Source organism: Saccharopolyspora ipomoeae, assembly GCF_029952525.1.
Classification (GTDB): Bacteria; Actinomycetota; Actinomycetes; order Mycobacteriales; family Pseudonocardiaceae; genus Saccharopolyspora; species Saccharopolyspora ipomoeae.
The window spans coordinates 531,794-548,177 of the sequence record NZ_JASAOF010000001.1 but is presented as its reverse complement, the minus strand read 5'-3'; the positions used below and the strand labels follow the sequence as shown (position 1 = coordinate 548,177).

The window sequence follows — 16,384 nt, the reverse complement described above, 5'->3', positions numbered from 1 at the left end:
CTGGTCACGTCCGGGTCAGGCTTGGACGTTGATCTTGTTGAAGGTGACCTGCTTCTTGGGGTGGCCGCCTCCTGCGGAGGAGTCGAAGGCGCCGTCGTGGCCCGCGCGGGCGACGTCGTCGATGACCTTCAGGCCCTCCGGCGAGATCGTGCCGAAGACCGTGTAGTCCGGCGAGAGCTGCGCGTCGCCGAAGACCATGAAGAACTGGCTGCCGTTGGTGTTCGGGCCCGAGTTCGCCATCGCCAGGTAGCCGCGGCCGTACTTGAGCTCCGGGAACGTCTCGTCATCGAAGGCGTAGCCGGGACCGCCAGAGCCCTGCCCGGTCGGGTCACCGCACTGCAGCATCTGCAGGCCCTCGGTGCTGATCCGGTGGCAGTTGGTGCCGTCGTAGAACGACTGCTTGGCCAGGCTGACGAAGCTGTTGACGGTGCACGGCGCCAGCGACCGGTCCAGGGTCAGCGGGATGGCGCCCTGGTTGGTGTCGATGGTGGCCTGCACGGTGCCCTTCGAGGAGACCTCGCCGTTGGCCGGCGGCTGCACCGGCTTGCTCGCCTGGCCGTCCGGGCGGTAGGTGCACGAGACCGGGTCGGCCAGCGGCGTCGGGCGCGCGGGCGGCGGTGCGAGCTCGGTGGGGATGTTGACCTGCGGCTGCGGCGGCTGCTGAGCTGCGGGCTCGTCACCGCTGCGGCTGAAGTAGAAGACCCCGATCACGACCGCGATGACCACGACGATCGTCGCCCCGATGGTGATCACCCGGCGTCGCTTGGCCTGCTGCTCGCGCCGCTCCATCTGGCGTTCGAGCTTGCGCTTGGCCGCTTGCCGCCGCTGCTCGTTGCTGGGCACTTGCTCCCCTCCCCGCACTCCATGATCTGATGTTGTCCGGCGAGTTTATGAGGTGCCCCGCGACCGCTTCCTGAGAGCCCACGCCGGTGTGCGCAGGCGGATCGGCGGCGGACGATAACCTGGGTTCGCCCATCCTCGACGAAAGGCCCTTCTGACGTGCTTGTCCTCGGGTTCCCGGTCGGACCGCTGCAGGCGAACTGCTACGTGCTCGCGCGCAGCGAGGGCGAGCCCTGCGTGGTCGTCGACCCAGGTCAGGATGCCGTCGAGCCGCTGAACGAGCAGCTGGCCAAGCACCGGCTCACGCCCGCCGCCGTGCTGCTCACCCACGGGCACTTCGACCACGTGCTCTCGGCCGCGACGATCTGCGCCGAGCACGACGTGCCCGCCCACATCCACCCGGACGACCGGTTCATGCTCGCCGACCCGGGCGCGGCGCTCGGGCCCGCGGGCCGCCAGCTGTTCGGCGACGGCATCACCGGTTCCGAACCGGCAGAGGTCCGCGAGATCGGCGAGGGCGACGTGCTGGAACTGGCCGGGCTCGGCTTCGAGGTCACCCACACCCCGGGCCATACCGGCGGATCGGTGCTGTTCGGCGTCGGCACCGAGGAGGGCGGACGGCTGGTGCTGTCCGGCGACACCCTCTTCGCCGGGGCCATCGGGCGCACCGATCTGCCCGGCGGCGACCACGGCCGGATGCTCGAGTCGCTGAGCACCAAGGTGCTGCCGCTGGACGACGAGACCGTCGTGCTGCCGGGCCACGGACCCACCACCACCATCGGGCGCGAGCGCGCGGGCAACCCGTTCCTGCAGGAACTGCCTGCTCCTGGCGCGCCCTCTTCCGGTTCCCACTGACGAGGACGAATCGCACATCAGATGAGCACGTTCAACGCCCCCAAGGGCATCCCGGAGTACTTCCCGCCGGACTCGGCGGGCTTCCTCGCGGTCCGCGAGACCCTGGCCGACGCCGCCCGCCGAGCCGGGTACGGCTACATCGAGCTGCCGCTGTTCGAGGACACCTCGCTGTTCGCGCGCGGTGTCGGCGAGTCGACCGACGTGGTCAGCAAGGAGATGTACACCTTCGCCGACCGCGGCGGCCGCTCGGTGACGCTGCGCCCGGAGGGCACGGCCGGTGTGATGCGCTCGGTCATCGAGAATGGTCTCGACCGCGGTCAGCTGCCGGTGAAGCTGTACTACAGCGGCGCGTTCTTCCGCTACGAGCGCCCGCAGGCCGGTCGCTACCGGCAGCTGCAGCAGGTCGGCGTGGAGGCCATCGGCGTGGACGACCCGGCGCTGGACGCCGAGGTCATCGCGATCGCCGACGAGGGCTACCGGCGGCTGGGCCTGACCGGGCACCGCATCGAGCTGACCTCGCTGGGCGACAGCACCTGCCGCCCGACCTACCGGGCGAAGCTGCAGGAGTTCCTGCGCGGGCTGCCGCTGGACGAGGACACCCAGCGCCGCGCGGAGCTCAACCCGCTGCGGGTGCTCGACGACAAGCGGCCCGAGGTCCGCGAGATGGTCGCCGACGCGCCGCTGATGGTCGACCACCTCTCGACCGACGCCAAGGAGCACTACGAGGCGGTCAAGGCGCACCTGGTGGACCTGGGCGTGGCGTTCGTGGAGAACCCGCGGCTGGTGCGCGGCCTCGACTACTACACGAAGACGACCTTCGAGTTCGTCCACGACGGTCTGGGAGCGCAGTCCGGCATCGGCGGCGGTGGCCGCTACGACGGGCTGATGGCCGAGCTCGGCGGTCAGGAGCTGTCCGGCATCGGCTTCGGCCTCGGCGTGGACCGCACGCTGCTGGCCTGCCAGGCCGAGGGCCTCGCGGTCGGCGACCAGGCCCGCTGTGACGTCTACTGCGTGCCGATGGGCGAGACCGCCAAGACCAAGCTGGTCGCCGCGGCCGGTGGGCTGCGGGCGCACGGCGTCCGCGTCGACCTGGCCTACGGCGGCAAGGGCCTCAAGGGCGCGATGAAGGCCGCCGACCGCTCGGGCGCCCGGTTCGCGCTGGTCCTGGGCGAGCGCGACCTGGAGTCGGGCAGCGCGCAACTCAAGGAGCTGGCCACCGGCGAGCAGCGCGCGGTGTCGCTGGAATCGCTGGTCGACGACGTGCGCGCGGCGGTCGCGGAGAGCCGATGAGCGACGTCGAGGCGGTGCCGCTGGACCTCCTGGACCGGCGCACCGTGCGGGTCCGGGCCCGCAACGTGGCGATCGCGGCGGTCGTCGTGGCCGCCGCGCTCGGCGGCGTCGTCAGCCTGTTCGCGGGACCCGTCGGGTTCGTGACGACGCTGGTGATCGTGGCGGTGCCGCTGCTGGTGCTGGCCTGGACCGAGTCGCGCAAGACGATCACGCTGCGCGGCCACGAGGTGGTGGCGCGGGCGCTGGGCAGCCGCGCCGTCGACGTGCACCGGGCGACGCGCCTGGAGCTGTTCGTCATGGACCTGCGCGGCGCGCGCACGATCAACGTCCTCATCGGCGGCGCCCCGAAGGGCAAGGCGATCACCGTCTCGCTGGCCATGTACGCCGGGACGGGCGGACGCGAGCTGGGCATCTACTCGCTGCGCCGGTTCGCCGACGCGCTGGCGGGCAACGAGGACACCCGCGCCCTGGTGCTGTCGCAGCTCGTCGTCGCCCAGCTCCGCGCGGAGGCCCGGGGCGAGGCCGCGCCGAACCGCCCGCTCTACCAGCTCGCGTCGCTGGCTCCCCAGGGCCGCATGGCCCAGCGCCTCCAACCGGATGCGGTCGCCAAGTTCGTGGCCGCTCTCTGACGTCGCCCCTCTCGGACGGGTTCAGGCCCGGTCGAGGGCCGCGATGAGGAGGTGGGCCGTCTGGTCGAGCTGGGCCGTGGTCTTGGTGAGGGTTTCGACGTCGGGTTCGAGCGCCCGGAGGTCGCAGGCGAGTTGGACGACCTGCTCGTGCAGGACCCGCAGCTGGTCGGTCGAGGGGCCGAGGGCGTCGCCGGTGGCGGCGAGCCGGTTCAGCGCTTCCCGGGTGTCGGCGAGCCGGTGGAGCGCCTCGCGGGTCTCGGCGAGGTCGTCGGCCATCGGGCCGAGCTGTTCCAGGGCGAGGGCCAGGCGGGGCAGGGCGTGGATCGCGGCCAGCACGGCCGTCGCCTCGCGGAGCACCGCTCCGCCGAGGAGCGTCAGGCCGCCCAGCAGGCGGGCCGGCACGCTCAGGACGCTGCTGAACGCGGGTAACGGCGTGGACATGCCCGCCAGTCTGCTGCAGGTCGGGCCCGTCGCGCAGCCCTACCGGACGCCTGGTTCACCACGACGTCGTCGCCTCTTCGCCCGTTCGGCACCGGCCTCGCCCGGCCGCCCGGCGGGTTCCTGGCTGGCGACGAGCGCGGCGATGGCGGTCGTGATGGGCACGGCCGCGACCAGGCCGACGCTGCCGACGAGGGTCCGCACGACCTCCTGAGCCACCGCCTGCGAGCTGACGATCTCGCCGAAGGTCCGGCCCGACAGCGTGTAGGCCAGCAGCATCGGCAGCGCCGCTCCCGCGTAGGCCAGCACGAGCGTGTTGACCGCCGAGGACACGTGGTCGCGGCCGATGCGCAGGCCCGCGCCGTAGAGCTCCCGCCAGGACAGCGTCGGGTTCGCGGCCCGCAGCTCCCACACCGCGCTGGTCTGGGTGACGGTGACGTCGTCGAGGACGCCGAGCGCGCCGATGACGATCCCGGCCAGCAGCAGTCCGCGGGCGTCGATGGGCGCGCCGAGCGCCCCCATCAGGCTGGAGGTGTCCTCGTCCAGCCCGGTCAGGCTGGTGGCGGCGGAGAACGCGGTGCTCAGGAACCCGATCAGCGCCAGGCTCAGCATCGTGCCGAGCACGGCGGTGGAGGTGCGCGCGGAGAACCCGTGCGTCAGGTAGAGCACCACGAACATGATCAGCCCGGCGCCGACGACCGCCACCAGCAGCGGGTCCTGCCCGGCCAGGATCGCCGGGAGCACGAACCCGACCAGCATCACCAGGCTCAGGCCGAGGCCGACCAGCGCGGCCAGTCCCTGCCAGCGGCCGAGCACGAGGACGGCGGCGGCGAACACCAGCGCCAGGACCATCAGCGGGGTGCCGCGCTGGAAGTCCACGACCTGGAACGACGTCGGTTCGTCGGGGTTGTCCCCGGCGTAGGAGAGCACGACCTGGTCGCCGACGGCGAAGCGCGGCGTGCCCGGGTCGGTGGGCATGAGCTGCTCGATGGTCTGGTTCGGCCGGGGACCGTCCTGCATCTTCACGGCGAGCTGGACGCAGCCCGACCCGGGCTCGCCCTCGTTGCAGGAGGCGCTCTGGGCGGCGACGACCTCGCCGTTGACCGGGTACTGCCCGAACCCGAGGTCGGCGCCCGTCCTCTGGTGGTGACCCCACGGGTAGAGCACGGCGATGCCGATGGCGGTGGCGACCGCGAACGGGATCAGCAGGAACGCCAGCAGTCGTTTGACCTGCTTCGACGCCGGTGCGGCCGGGCTGTGGCCGTGCCCGTGGCCGTGCCCGACGGGCTCCTCGCGGCGGCGGTGCGAGCGCGGTTCCTCCGGCGGTTCCGGCGCGGGATCCGGGGGAGCGGGCTGGGGTCGCGGCGGACGGGCGCGCTGCGGTTCCGGTCGCTGCGGCGGAGCCTGCCGAGGCTCACGCGGCGGCCGGCCCTCGCGGGGAGGCTGGGCTTCGTGGGGAGGCTGCCCCTCGCGGGGAGGTTGGGCTTCGCGGGGAGGTTGGGCTTCGCGGGGAGGTTGGGCTTCGCGCGGCAGCTGGCCCTCGCGGGGAGGTCGGGGTGGCCGGCGGCCGGGCTGCTGCGGAGGCGGCGCCTGCCACGCGCCCTGTCCCGGCTGCCGGTGGCGAGGCCGGCGTCCGGGGATCTCGGGTGGCTCGGTCACCGGGCAATTATGCGGGTCGGTCTCGCGGAATCACCGACCCCACCGGTTCAGCTCCGGTCGTCGTAGACCGACCGCGCGGAGAGCACGTCGGGAACGTGCGCTTCGGACCACCGGGCGAGCCCGGAGACCAGGCGCGCGGCCTGCTCACCCAGCTCGGTCAACGAGTAGTCCACGCGCGGGGGGATGACCGGGTGTGCCTCGCGGTGCACGAATCCGTCCCGTTCGAGGGTCTGCAACGTCTGGGCCAGCATCTTCTCGCTCACCCCACCGATGATCCGGCGCAGTTCGCTGAACCGGCGCCCGTCCTCCAACAGGGCGGCGAGGACGAGCACGCCCCAGCGGCTCGTGATGTGCTCGAGAACGCTGCGCGAGGGGCAGGCGGCGATGTTCACATCGGGCCGCTCGGTGGTGGTGACCTCGTTGCTTACCGGCATGCCACTACCTTACTTCAAAGTGGGTACTAACCAGAAGTTAGTTTCACGGCTACGGTCGGTCCGAAGCGTTTCGCACACGACTGGAGGGTGGAGAGCATGAGCATCGTCGTCACCGGGGCCACCGGGAACCTGGGTTCGCTGGTGGTGGAGGGCCTGCTGCGCAAGGTCCCCGCGGACGAGGTCGCGGTGGTGGTCCGGGACGCGGCCAAGGCCGCCGCGCTGGCGGCGCGCGGCGTCGAGCTGCGCATCGCCGACTACGACACGCCCGACACCTTCAGCGAGGCGTTCAACGACGGCGACGTCGTCCTGTTGATCTCCAGCCCCGACGCCGGCAGGCGGATCCCGCAGCACCGCGCGGTGATCGACGCGGCGAAGGAAGCGGGCGTGGCCAGGATCGTCTACACCGGCGTGCTCGGCGGCCCGAACGCCGACTTCGTCCTCGCCGACGACCACAAGGCCACCGAGCAGGCCATCCTCGACTCGGGCCTGACCTGGACGTTCCTGCGCAACGGCTGGTACAGCGAGAACTACACCGGCCAGATCCCGACCCAGCTGGAGCACGGCGTCGTCGGCAGCGCGGGCGACGGCAAGGTCGGTTCGGCGACCCGCCAGGACTACGCGGAGGCCGCGATCGCGGTGCTGACCGAGTCCGGTCACGACAACCGCAGCTACGAGCTCAGCGGCGACCATGCCTGGACGCTGCCCGAGTACGCCGCCGAGCTCTCCCGCCAGTCCGGCAAGACCGTCACCTACAGCGACGTCCCGCCGGAGACCCTCAAGGGCATCCTCACCGGTGCCGGTGTTCCGGACGGCTTCGCCGACATCCTGGTCGACGTGGACGTCTCGGCCATCGCCAAGGGGCTCCTCCAGGGCGGGACGGGCGATCTCGCACGCCTGATCGGCCGTCCCACCACGCCCATCGCCGACAGCATCGCGGCGGCCCTGAGGGGTTGAAGCTGCGGGGATGGAGCTGCGGGGTTGAGTCAGTCGGCCGAGGCGCCGAGCCGCTGCTTCGCGCTGCCCGTGCGCCGGGACACGCGGACCTTCTCGGTCGCCTCGGCCAGCCCGAACGCGGGCATGTTCACGTACACGGTCTCGGCGTTGCCGGGCTTGACCACGTAGGTCTCGTGCCAGATGCCGACCGAGCCGGACTTGGCCAGCCGCTGGTAGAAGCGGCGCCAGGCCGGCCGGTGCGGCCCCTCGTCGTCACTCGCGAAGCGCATCAATTCCTCGACGCCGCGCCAGTAGCCGACCTGCATGGTCGTGCGCCCGAACCAGTTGCGCGCCTTGATCATCCCGCATTCCGGGTGCTTGGCGAGGTAGGCGAGCATCCCGCCCATCGCGGCGAACATCCAGAGCCACTGGTCGATCCGCCAGGGCTTGTTGATGCGCATGCCGATCAGGAACAGCACCACGCCGTCGTGGTCGTCCAGGTTCGCGGTCCATCGTCCTTGGTCGATCGTTGCCATCGTGCGCTCCCTCTCGCGCCGAGTTTGCGAACACTGTTATGAAACACCGTTACGGTATGATGGGCAAGTGCCCCGACCGAGAACTCACGACGAGAAGCTGCGCGACCGACTGCTGGAGGAAGCGGGCCGACGGCTGGCGGAGGAGGGGCCGACGTCGCTGTCGCTGCGCCGCCTGGCCGCCGACGCGGGCACCTCGACCTCGGCGGTGTACTCGCTGTTCGGCGGCAAGTCGGAGCTGATCCGCGCGGTGTTCCTGGAGGCGTCGCGGCGCTTCGGCGAGCGGCTGGCGACGGTGGAGACCAGCGACGACCCGGCGGACGACCTGCGCAGGCTGGGTCTGGCCTACCGCGAGTTCGCGGTGGCCAACCCGAACCTCTACGCCGTGCTGTTCTCCCGCCCCATGCCCGATTTCGAGCCGGACGAGGACGCCAAGCGCGAGTCCCTGGGCAACTTCACGCCGCTGGCGGAGATGGTCGGCACCGCGATCGAGAAGGGCGTCGTCGAAGGCGAACCGGGCACGGTCGCGATGGGCCTGTGGGCCATCGTCCACGGCCTGGTCACCCTCGAACTCCAGGGCAACCTCCCCGAGGGGCTCGACCCCGCTGCTCAGTACGAAGAGGTCATGATGCGGACCCTGCGGGGCTGGCTGGCCTGACCCGGTAGCGCTCGTAGACCACACCGGTGTCGAAGCTCCGGGTCTCGGCCAGGTCGAGCCCGAGGGGGACCGGGGGCAGGAACGGCGTGCCACCGCCGAGGGCGATGGGGTAGCGGAACGCTCGCAGGTCCTCGACCAGGCCCTGCTCCACGGCTTGCGCGGCCAGGGTCGCGCCGCCGATCGCGATGTCCTCCTCCGTCGACGCCGCCAGCGCGGAGACCTCGTCGGCGAGCGGTCGCTCGGCCAGCCGGGCGTTGCCCTCGACGTGGTCGAGCGTGCGGCTGAAGACCACCTTGGGCAGCGCGCACCAGACGTCGGCGAAAGCGGTGGTGAGCTCGTCCGAGCGCATCGCGGGGTCGGTCTCCCAGACCAGCATGGCCTCGTGAACCCGGCGGCCGCACAGGAATCCGCCGAGCTCGCGGGTCCGATCGAGGTGGAACCGGAACACCTCCTCGCTCGGCGCGCTCCAGGTGAGCTCCCCGGCCGGGTCGTTGATGAACCCGTCGACCGACACCGTCATCGAGTAGACCAGCACGGCGTCCTCCTATCGTCGTGAGCGCATGGCGGTGACGTGGGTGAGGGACGGGTCGTCGGCGAGTTCGCGGTACCGCGGCGATCCGGCCGGCACGAGGGCGATGCGGCCGCGGGAGTCGCTGTGCACGCCCCAGCCGTAGCGCTTGGTCAGCGGCGAGGCGCGCAGGCACGGCTGGCCCTTCGCGAAGAACTCCTCGCGGCTCAGGCCCTTCCGCCGACCTTGCGACTCGTAGACCACGTCGTCGGAGGTGTGCCGGTACGGCGCGTTGACGAGCATGTCGAACTGGACGCGCGCCACCGAGGGCGACGCCCGCAACGGCGGCTCCTCCGCCTGCGCCACCGGGCAGTCGACAGCCACCTCGATGAACGTGTCGGTGTAGTTCGTCGTGTGCGCACCCATGCCGGAAATGTACGACCGCACCCCGACACCGGCCCGCCGTCGGTCAGGACCGGCGCGCCCACCGCCCCCGGGCGTCGTCGTGCGCCTGCCGCAGCAGGCGGATCGCGAGGGCGCGCGTGCGGACGCCGGGATTGGTGATCGACACCCAGCCCATCGCCCGGTACAGCGGATGCCCGAAGACGACGTCGGTCGCGGTGAGGTCGGTCTCCGCCGGTTCACCACGCGGATCCTCCCCGGTGAGTTCGGTGAAGACCGCCCTGCCCACGTGGACGTTCAACCGCCGCCGATCGGGATCGTCGAGGTCGCACCGGTCGTCGCCCGGGTAGTTCTTGGTGATGACCGTGGCGTAGGGCTGTTCGCGCCGGGGCACGGCGCCGTCCGGCGCGTAGTAGAAGAAGTGGTCGCCCCAGGCGATCTCGGGGAACTCCCCGCCTTCAGCGGGCGCCAGTTCGAGCACGCCGTCGAATCCGCGCACGGCCTCCAGGATCTGGTCCATACTCATGGTTCAAGCATGGGGTTGAAGCGCTGGTGGAGGGTTCGTGGCGGGTTCACCGATGAGCACGCGCGTCGTCGCGGAGGCGTCCGGGTATTCCGTCCAGCAGGTGCGCGACCTGGAGCAGCGGGGAGTCCTGCCACCCGCGGCGCGGCGCGACAACGGGTACCGGTCGTTCTCCGAAGCGCACGTGCGGGCGCTGCGCGCCTACCGCCATCTCGCGTTCGCGGTGGGGCCGGTGGAAGCCCGGCGGGTGATGCGGGAGCTGCACGCGCTGCCGCTCGCGGAAGGTGCCGCGCTCATCGCGTCCGCGCACGCCGGGCTGAACCGGGAGCGGGAGCGGGCTCTGGCCGCCCGCAGAGGCCTGGAATCCGTTCGGGCGGAGGAGGAGTCCGACGTCGAGCCCGTCGACGCGGATCGCATGACGATCACCCAGCTCTCGCACGCGGTGGGCGTGCGGCCCTCCGCCCTGCGGTTCTGGGAAACCGAAGGGCTCGTCGCGCCCGAGCGGATCGTCACGCGCGCCGGCACGGCCCGCAGCTACGGGCTCGTGGCCATCCGGGAAGCGCGGATCGTCGCCGCCCTCCGCGAGGGCGGCTACCGCGTCCCGGAGGTCCGCGAGGCGATCACGGCGATGCGGGAGCTGGGCGACGTGAGCCGATCGCTGGCCGCGCTCGACGCCCGGTTGGAAGCCGTCGCGCGCCGGACGATCGCGCTGCTGCGAGCGGGAGCGCTGCTGGTCGAGATCGTCGAACCGGGGTGACGGCGTCCCGGCGAGGTCACTCCTCGCCGGTCATGGCGATGGTGATCTCGTGGTCGGTGGGGTGGGTTCGGGTGGTGCCGTCGTCGCAGGTGATCGTGATCGTGCCGTCCGGGTTGGGGGTGACGGCGGTGATCGCGCGGGTCTCGTTGGCGGGGCGGGGGCCGATCCAGAGGTCGCCCGCGGTGAGCTCGCCGCACGTGATCTTCCGCCGCGGCGTGGTGTTGGTGGCGCGCACGCGTGTTCCTTCCTGCCCCGTCCGGATTCGGGCTGTCCGGATTCGGGCTGTCCGGGTTCGGGCTGTCCGGGTGTCGTGCGCACATCATCCTGCACGTCCGAAAGGCGTTGGCGGTCAACCCCGTCCGGGGTTGATCAGGCGGGTGGTTCGAGCATGGGCAGCAGGAAGCGGCGGGCGATGTCGCGGATCTGCTGCTCGTCGTCGAGGTCGATGAGCTCGCTCGGGGTGAGCAGGAACGACGTCGACATGCGCACCATCATCTCCGCGACCAGGTCCACGTCGACCTCGGCGGCGACGTGCCCGGTGCGCTGCTCGATGCGCAGGCGTCCCGCCAGGAAGCGGCTGACCGTGGCCATCGTGCGGCCGCCGTCGCTGATCATCGACGGCACCACCAGGTCCGGCTCGACCTCCATCAGGCCGCCGATCAGCGGGTTGCCGCGGATCGTGCGCAGCGAGCTGGCGAAGCCCAGCTCCAGCCGCTCGGCCAGCGTCTTGGCCTGCCGGATGTCGCGCAGGAACTGGTCGAAGTAGCGGCGGAACTCGCGCCGGACCACGTGCTCGACCAGCGTGTCCTTGTTGGCGAACCGGCGGTAGACGGTGATCCGCGAGACGCCGGCGCGCTTGGCGACGTCGTCCATCGTGGACCGCCGGATGCCGGTCCGGCAGAACTGCTCGTATGCGCCGTCGAGCACGCGCGCGGTGGCCTCGTCGTTGTCGTCGACCTGGTCGAGCGCGTCGGAGAACGCGCGCTCCAGCAGCGTTCTCGCGTTCTCGGACGCCAGCGGTGGTGCGGGATCCACGAATCGCCTCTTTCGTCCCGGGGGTCTGGTGTTTCGTCCTCACCTGTGCTGTTCTTGAAACAAGGAAGCACAACGCGTATCAGAGTATCAACCCGCTTGCTCGTCGCTCAAGGAGGAGTGCACGGCATGGACGAACTCAGCAGGCGCAAGGCATTGCTCTCCGGTGGGGCCCTCAGCGCGCTCGGTGCGCTGGGATTCACGGCACCCGCTCATGCGCGCAAGGCGTGGACCTGGTCGGCGCAGGGATCGGTGGCCGGCAGCGGCGCGGGCGTCGACCCGCGCTGGATGTGGGACGAGGAAGCCGATCCCGTGGTCAAGGGGCTCCTCGAACGCGGCGAGGTGCCCAGGGTCAACGAGATCCTGAGCACCTGGACCAAGAACGGTCAGCCGCTGCCCGACGGACTCCCCAACGACCTGCGCGACTTCATCGAGCACGCTCGGCAGGTCCCGGCGTGGACCGACTTCGACAAGCTCGGCCAGGCCTACGACTTCAACGAGCGCCGCGGCCTCTACCTCGGCGTTCTCTACGGCATGGCCAGCGGCATGATGAGCACGGTCATCCCGAAGGAGGCGCGGGCGGTCTACCACTCCTACGGCGGCGCGAACATGAAGGACCGCATCGCCAAGACCGCCAAGCTCGGTTACGACATCGGCACCCACAACTCCTACTCCCCGGACGGCGAGATGGCCGTCACCTGCGTGAAAACCCGCCTGACGCACGCGGGTGTGCGCCACCTGCTGCCGCAGTCGCCGCACTGGAACGCCGCGGCGCCGGAGGACATCCCGATCAGCCAGGCCGACATCATGGTCACCTGGCACAGCCTGGCCACCACCGTCCGGCAGAAGCTCACCGAGTGGGAAGTGCCGGTGGCGCCGGAGGATTCCGAGGCGTACCTGCACTCGTGGCAGGTCACCGGGCACATGCTCGGCGTCAGCGACGAGTACATCCCGGCGTCCTGGGAGGAGGCCAACAACCAGGCCGCCCAGGTGCTCACCCCGATCCTCGCTCCCACACCGGAGGGCGTGAACCTCGCCGACATCCTGCTGGACCTGGGCGCCCCCATCGACGGCGCGCTGCTGAGCAGGCCCGTGCTGGGCGCCTTCACGCGCTACACCCTCGGCGACCAGATCGCCGACTGGCTGTCGATCCCGCGCGAACCGGTGTGGTCGCCGCTGCTGGAGACGCTCTGGCGGCCGTTCATCATCGCGCGCGAAACCGGCCTGAACTTCCCCGGATCGCAGGAGACCTACTTCCTGTTCGACGAGTTCCTGCGCAAAGCGGTGCTGATCTACCTGAACGACGGGAAGCCGATCAACATCGAGATCCCCACGACCAACCGTCCGTCCTGAAGCAGAGGAAGAACATGGTGGAGATGAGCAGGCGCCGGGCGCTGATCTCGGGCGGGGCGCTGGGGGCGCTGGGCGCGCTCGTGGCGGCCTCGCCCGCCCAGGCCCGGTCGCTGATCGGCTGGAACTGGTCGCCGAGCGGATCGGTCGCCGGTTACGGTGCCGGCGCCGACCCGCACTGGGTGTGGGACGCCGAAGCCGACCGGTTGCTGGCCTCGCTGTACGAGCGAGGGCTGATACCGCAGGTCAACGACCTGCTGTGGAACTGGGAGCGCAACGACCAGCCGCTGCCCGACGGACTCCCGGCCGACCTGCGGGACTTCATGGAGCAGGCGCGGCAGCTGCCGTCCTGGGCCGATCCCGAGAAGCTGGCGCTGGCCGAGGAGTTCAACAAGAGCCGCGGCCTGTACCTGAACCTGTGCAACGGGCCGGGCGGCGGGATCCTGGCGACGGCGATCCCCCGGGAAGCCCAGTCGGTCTACTACTCGGCCGGGGGCGCGGACATGGAGGACCGGGTCGCCAAGACCAGCCTCTTCGGCTTCGCCGTCGGCGCGCTCAACGCCTACCGGCCCGAGGGCACGTGCGTGGTCGAGTGCGTCAAGACCCGGCTGGTGCACGCCGCCGTGCGGCACCTGCTGCCGCAGTCGCCGCACTGGCAGGAGGCCACCGAGGAGAAGGAGATCCCGATCAGCCAGGAGGACATGCTCGTCACCTGGCACACGCTGCCGACCTTCGCGATGCGCAAGATGCGCGAGTGGGAGGTCCCGATGACCGACGACGAGGCCGAGGCCTACCTGCACGTCTGGCAGGTCACCGCGCACGTGCTCGGCATCGCCGACGAGTACATCCCGGCCACCTGGGACGCCGCGTTCGCGCAATCGGACGAGGTCCTTGCCCGCAACATGGGACCGACTCCGGAGGGCGTGAAGCTCACCGACGTGCTGCTGGGGCAGCTGGCCGAGCAGACCAGCCCGGCCGGCATCAGCCGCCCGCTGTGCAACGCGCTGGCCCGCTACCTCGTCGGCGAGCAGGTGGCCGAGTGGGACGGCATCCAGCAGGAACCGGTGTGGGACAAGGTGATCCCCGAGGTCTGGCCGCTGCTGGTGAAGTTCCGCGAGGGGCTCGTCCCGCTGCCCGCGGTGCCCGAGGTCGCCTGGACGATCGACGAGGCGCTGCGGCAGTACATCCTGCTCTACCTCACCAAGGGGCAGGAGACCAAGATCGTGATCCCGACTCACAACCGACCGGAGTGACCAGGTGCCCGAAACCGTTGGCAGACGGCGATTCCTGGGATACGTCCTCGCCGCCCCAACCCTGGTGACCGCAGCGGAGTTCGGCCTGGCCACCCCGGCATCCGCCGGGCCGAACTCCCTGCCCTCACCGGAGATCACCGAGATCGTCGATCTCAACGACCTGATGACCGTCGCGGCCCTGCCGACGTCGAACCTGATCTCGGTCGAGGTCGGTCGCGACGGCGTGGTGTCGCTGGCCCTGCCGCGCGCCGAGGTGGGGCAGGGCATAACCACGTCGACGGCGATGCTCATCGCCGAGGAGGTGGGGGTGCCGGTCGAGCGGGTGCGCGTGACGCTCGCCGACGCGCGGCCGGAGCTGCTGTTCAACCAGCTCACCGGCGGTTCCAACACCACGATCGCGACCTACCTGCCGGTCCGGGTCGCCGCGGCGCTGGCCCGGCAGCGGCTGCTGGCCGCCGCCTCCGCCGAGTTCGGCGTTCCCGCCGGCGACGTCGCCCTCGCCGGCGGTGTCGCGTCCGCCGGCGGGAGGCGGGTCGACATCGGTTCGCTCGCGGCGCGGGCGGCGAGCGCGAGCACCGAGCCCGCGGCGGTGGAGCTGCGCTCCCGCGAGTCGTTCACCGTCATCGGCGAGCCGCACGGCCGCGTCGACGCGCTCGACGCGGTGACCGGGCGCAAGACGTTCGCGCTGGACCTGAAGGTGCCCGACGCGCTGCCGACGATGGTGTGCCGCCCGCCGACGATCAACGGCGAGGTCGGCGCGGTGGCCAACCTCGACGAGGTCCGGGGGATGCCGGGCGTCACCGACGTCGCCGCGATCTCGACCGGTGTCGCGGTCCGGGCGCGGACCTTCGGCCAGTGCGTCGACGCGGTGCGCGCGCTGCGGGTGTCGTGGAAACCCGGTACGGCGGAGGGGAAATCCGACGAGACCGTGCTCGACGAGCTGCGCGCGGCCGAACTCCCGCTCGGGCCCCGGCCACCGGGGCGGACCGTGGAGGCCGAGTTCACCTTCGCGTTCCGCAGCAACAGCGCTCTGGAACCCAACTGCGCGGTCGCCGACGTGCGCGAGGGCAGCGCCGAGATCTGGTCCGGGCTGAAGTCGCCGATCGTGGCGCAGCAGACCATCGCGTCCCTGCTCGGCCTGCCGCAGAGAGCGGTGACCGTGCACGTCACCGAGGGCGGCGGGTCGTTCGGGCGCAAGCTGTTCTTCGACGCCGCTCTGGAGGCCGCGGAGGCGTCGAAGGCGTTCGGCAAGCCGGTGAAGCTGATGTGGCACCGCGCCGACGACTCCCGCCAGGGGCGCACTCACCCGATGGCGACCTCGCGGGTCCGCGCCACCCACGCGGGCGGGGCGGTGCTGAGCTACGACCAGCGGCACACCAGCGTCTCCACGGATCTCGGCCACGGGCTCGGCGAGATCATCACGGCGTTCGCCGCGCAGATCCCGGTGGGCGACATCGGTTTCGCGGAGACGTTCTTCCAGCTGTCGCAGACCATGTCCTACGACTTCGGCGCGAGCACCCGGCTGCTGTCGGAGACCGACAAGGGCTTCAACACCGGCAGCATGCGCAACGTCTACTCACCGGACGTGACCTGCGCGCGGGAGCTCGTCGTGGACCGGCTCGCGGCCGAGATGGGGAGGGACGCCTACGAGTTCCGGCGCGACTTCCTGCGCGACGACCGCTCGCGAGCGGTGCTGGAGGAGGTCGCCGAGGTCGGGGAGTGGGGCCGGTCGATGCCCGCGGGTACGGCGCAGGGCATCGCCTTCCACGCCGAGTACAAGTCGGTGAGCGCCTGCCTGGTCGAGATCGATTGCCGTCCGGCGACGGTGAACCGGCCGATCCGGGAGGGCGTGACGGGCCCGCGCGTGACGAAGGCGGTGTTCGCCGTGGACGTCGGCCTCGCGGTGAACCCGCGCGGGCTGGAGGCGCAGATGATGGGCGGCATCTCCGACGGCATCGCCCTCGCGCTGACCTCCAGCCTGCACCTGCGCGACGGGCACTTCCTGGAAGCCAGCTGGGACAACTACTTCTACACGCGGCAGTGGAACACCCCGCCGCAGGTGCAGATCATCGTCCTGCCGGGCACGGGTGACGAGCCCGGCGGGGCCGGTGAGCTGGGTGTGGCGGGATCGATGGCGGCCGTGGCCTGCGCCTACGGCAGGGCCACCGGCAGGATGCCGACCAGTTTCCCGATCAACCACGGCACGCTGTCGTTCGAACCGAAACCGACCGTGCCGCCCGTTCCGCAATCGCCGACCGATGGTCGCGATCATGCTTGGTGAGGAGCTTTC

19 protein-coding genes are annotated in these 16,384 nt (G+C 71.2%); 9 read left to right on the top strand and 10 right to left on the bottom strand.

Going from position 1 to position 16,384, the window contains the following annotated elements:
• Positions 1–15: 15 nt before the first annotated feature.
• Positions 16–843: a peptidylprolyl isomerase gene (locus QFW96_RS02695; protein WP_281453856.1), complete on the bottom strand. Its 828-nt coding sequence runs from the start codon at positions 841–843 to the stop codon at positions 16–18.
• A 156-nt stretch (positions 844–999) separates the two neighbouring features.
• On the opposite strand from QFW96_RS02695, the gene QFW96_RS02690 reads away from it, so the two are divergent.
• The 3 genes from QFW96_RS02690 to QFW96_RS02680 are packed head-to-tail and all read left to right on the top strand — an operon-like array spanning position 1,000 to position 3,614.
• The gene (locus tag QFW96_RS02690) at positions 1,000–1,695 is read left to right on the top strand and encodes an MBL fold metallo-hydrolase (RefSeq protein WP_281453855.1); all 696 of its coding nucleotides are present in this window, start codon (positions 1,000–1,002) and stop codon (positions 1,693–1,695) included.
• A gap of 21 nt (positions 1,696–1,716) precedes the next feature.
• A complete protein-coding gene (gene hisS / locus QFW96_RS02685) occupies positions 1,717–2,985 on the top strand; it encodes a histidine--tRNA ligase (protein WP_281453854.1) in 1,269 nt (422 codons plus the stop codon).
• Positions 2,982–3,614: a hypothetical protein gene (locus QFW96_RS02680; RefSeq protein ID WP_281453853.1), complete on the top strand. Its 633-nt coding sequence runs from the start codon at positions 2,982–2,984 to the stop codon at positions 3,612–3,614. The genes hisS and QFW96_RS02680 overlap by 4 nt, the downstream gene beginning before the upstream one ends.
• Before the next feature lie 21 nt (positions 3,615–3,635).
• On the opposite strand, the gene QFW96_RS02675 is transcribed toward QFW96_RS02680, so the two are convergent.
• Genes QFW96_RS02675 through QFW96_RS02665 form a run of 3 tightly spaced genes read right to left on the bottom strand, consistent with a single transcriptional unit; the run spans position 3,636 to position 6,145 of the window.
• Positions 3,636–4,055 (bottom strand): hypothetical protein, encoded by a 420-nt coding sequence (locus tag QFW96_RS02675; protein ID WP_281453852.1) that lies wholly within the window; start codon positions 4,053–4,055, stop codon positions 3,636–3,638.
• A 39-nt stretch (positions 4,056–4,094) separates the two neighbouring features.
• Positions 4,095–5,711 carry a YibE/F family protein gene (locus tag QFW96_RS02670; RefSeq protein ID WP_281453851.1) on the bottom strand — a complete coding sequence of 539 codons (1,617 nt, stop codon included), beginning with the start codon at positions 5,709–5,711 and terminating at the stop codon, positions 4,095–4,097.
• 47 nt (positions 5,712–5,758) lie between these two features.
• The gene (locus QFW96_RS02665; protein ID WP_281453850.1) at positions 5,759–6,145 is read right to left on the bottom strand and encodes a winged helix-turn-helix transcriptional regulator; all 387 of its coding nucleotides are present in this window, start codon (positions 6,143–6,145) and stop codon (positions 5,759–5,761) included.
• Between the two features lie 96 nt (positions 6,146–6,241).
• Between QFW96_RS02665 and QFW96_RS02660 the strand changes: the two genes are divergently transcribed.
• On the top strand, positions 6,242–7,099 hold the full coding sequence (locus QFW96_RS02660; RefSeq protein WP_281453849.1) for an SDR family oxidoreductase: 858 nt from the start codon (positions 6,242–6,244) through the stop codon (positions 7,097–7,099).
• A gap of 29 nt (positions 7,100–7,128) precedes the next feature.
• Here QFW96_RS02660 and QFW96_RS02655 read toward each other — a convergent pair whose 3' ends face one another.
• The gene (locus QFW96_RS02655; protein ID WP_281453848.1) at positions 7,129–7,614 is read right to left on the bottom strand and encodes a DUF4188 domain-containing protein; all 486 of its coding nucleotides are present in this window, start codon (positions 7,612–7,614) and stop codon (positions 7,129–7,131) included.
• A gap of 67 nt (positions 7,615–7,681) precedes the next feature.
• Here QFW96_RS02655 and QFW96_RS02650 point away from each other — a divergent pair, with 67 nt between their 5' ends.
• Positions 7,682–8,269, top strand: coding sequence for a TetR/AcrR family transcriptional regulator (locus QFW96_RS02650; protein ID WP_281453847.1), 588 nt, complete (start codon positions 7,682–7,684; stop codon positions 8,267–8,269).
• On the opposite strand, the gene QFW96_RS02645 is transcribed toward QFW96_RS02650, so the two are convergent.
• Genes QFW96_RS02645 through QFW96_RS02635 form a run of 3 tightly spaced genes read right to left on the bottom strand, consistent with a single transcriptional unit; the run spans position 8,235 to position 9,705 of the window.
• Entirely contained in the window at positions 8,235–8,804 is a 570-nt protein-coding gene (locus QFW96_RS02645; RefSeq protein ID WP_281453846.1) for a dihydrofolate reductase family protein, read from the bottom strand. The two genes, QFW96_RS02650 and QFW96_RS02645, sit on opposite strands and share 35 nt — an antisense overlap.
• Before the next feature lie 9 nt (positions 8,805–8,813).
• Positions 8,814–9,203 carry a DUF6157 family protein gene (locus QFW96_RS02640; protein ID WP_281453845.1) on the bottom strand — a complete coding sequence of 130 codons (390 nt, stop codon included), beginning with the start codon at positions 9,201–9,203 and terminating at the stop codon, positions 8,814–8,816.
• A gap of 43 nt (positions 9,204–9,246) precedes the next feature.
• Entirely contained in the window at positions 9,247–9,705 is a 459-nt protein-coding gene (locus tag QFW96_RS02635) for a DUF6194 family protein (RefSeq protein ID WP_281453844.1), read from the bottom strand.
• Between the two features lie 52 nt (positions 9,706–9,757).
• Between QFW96_RS02635 and QFW96_RS02630 the strand changes: the two genes are divergently transcribed.
• Positions 9,758–10,459 (top strand): MerR family transcriptional regulator, encoded by a 702-nt coding sequence (locus tag QFW96_RS02630; RefSeq protein ID WP_281453843.1) that lies wholly within the window; start codon positions 9,758–9,760, stop codon positions 10,457–10,459.
• Positions 10,460–10,475: 16 nt separating this feature from the next.
• Here QFW96_RS02630 and QFW96_RS02625 read toward each other — a convergent pair whose 3' ends face one another.
• Both QFW96_RS02625 and QFW96_RS02620 read right to left on the bottom strand, forming a co-directional pair.
• The gene (locus QFW96_RS02625) at positions 10,476–10,694 is read right to left on the bottom strand and encodes a hypothetical protein (RefSeq protein ID WP_281453842.1); all 219 of its coding nucleotides are present in this window, start codon (positions 10,692–10,694) and stop codon (positions 10,476–10,478) included.
• A gap of 134 nt (positions 10,695–10,828) precedes the next feature.
• Positions 10,829–11,494 carry a TetR/AcrR family transcriptional regulator gene (locus QFW96_RS02620; RefSeq protein WP_281453841.1) on the bottom strand — a complete coding sequence of 222 codons (666 nt, stop codon included), beginning with the start codon at positions 11,492–11,494 and terminating at the stop codon, positions 10,829–10,831.
• A gap of 126 nt (positions 11,495–11,620) precedes the next feature.
• On the opposite strand from QFW96_RS02620, the gene QFW96_RS02615 reads away from it, so the two are divergent.
• From QFW96_RS02615 to QFW96_RS02605, 3 genes are read left to right on the top strand one after another with little or no spacing between them, the layout of a single operon-like run.
• The gene (locus QFW96_RS02615; protein WP_281453840.1) at positions 11,621–12,844 is read left to right on the top strand and encodes an oxygenase MpaB family protein; all 1,224 of its coding nucleotides are present in this window, start codon (positions 11,621–11,623) and stop codon (positions 12,842–12,844) included.
• A gap of 14 nt (positions 12,845–12,858) precedes the next feature.
• The gene (locus tag QFW96_RS02610; RefSeq protein ID WP_281453839.1) at positions 12,859–14,094 is read left to right on the top strand and encodes an oxygenase MpaB family protein; all 1,236 of its coding nucleotides are present in this window, start codon (positions 12,859–12,861) and stop codon (positions 14,092–14,094) included.
• A gap of 4 nt (positions 14,095–14,098) precedes the next feature.
• Positions 14,099–16,375 (top strand): molybdopterin cofactor-binding domain-containing protein, encoded by a 2,277-nt coding sequence (locus tag QFW96_RS02605; RefSeq protein ID WP_281453838.1) that lies wholly within the window; start codon positions 14,099–14,101, stop codon positions 16,373–16,375.
• The last annotated feature ends 9 nt before the right edge of the window (positions 16,376–16,384 follow it).